Genomic DNA, 500 nt, shown 5'->3' with positions numbered 1-500 from the left:
CTTAACTGGGCGTTCAGTCTCTGGATATAGACCCGAAACCAGGTGATCTACCATGGGCAGGTTGAAGGTTGAGTAACATCAACTGGAGGACCGAACCGACTAATGTTGAAAAATTAGCGGATGACTTGTGGCTAGGGGTGAAAGGCCAATCAAACCTGGAGATAGCTGGTTCTCCCCGAAAGCTATTTAGGTAGCGCCTCGGACGAATACTACTGGGGTGAGAGCACTGTTAAGCTAGGGGGTCATCCCGACTTACCAACCCTTTGCAAACTCCGAATACCAGTAAGTACTATCCGGGAGACACACGGCGGGTGCTAACGTCCGTCGTGGAGAGGGAAACAACCCAGACCGCCAGCTAAGGTCCCAAATTATAGCTAAGTGGGAAACGATGTGGGAAGGCTTAGACAGCTAGGATGTTGGCTTAGAAGCAGCCATCATTTAAAGAAAGCGTAATAGCTCACTAGTCGAGTCGGCCTGCGCGGAAGATGTAACGGGGCTAA

General features: G+C 50.6%; 1 rRNA gene. It reads left to right on the top strand.

What is annotated here, in order from left to right:
* Positions 1–500 (top strand): 23S ribosomal RNA (locus B853_RS16330); the annotation flags it as partial.

Origin of the sequence: Vibrio rotiferianus CAIM 577 = LMG 21460, assembly GCF_002741985.1 — a bacterium.
GTDB classification, from domain to species: Bacteria; Pseudomonadota; Gammaproteobacteria; order Enterobacterales; family Vibrionaceae; genus Vibrio; species Vibrio rotiferianus.
The sequence above is the reverse complement of the archived record's forward strand: the minus strand, read 5'-3'. Positions and strand labels throughout refer to the sequence as shown.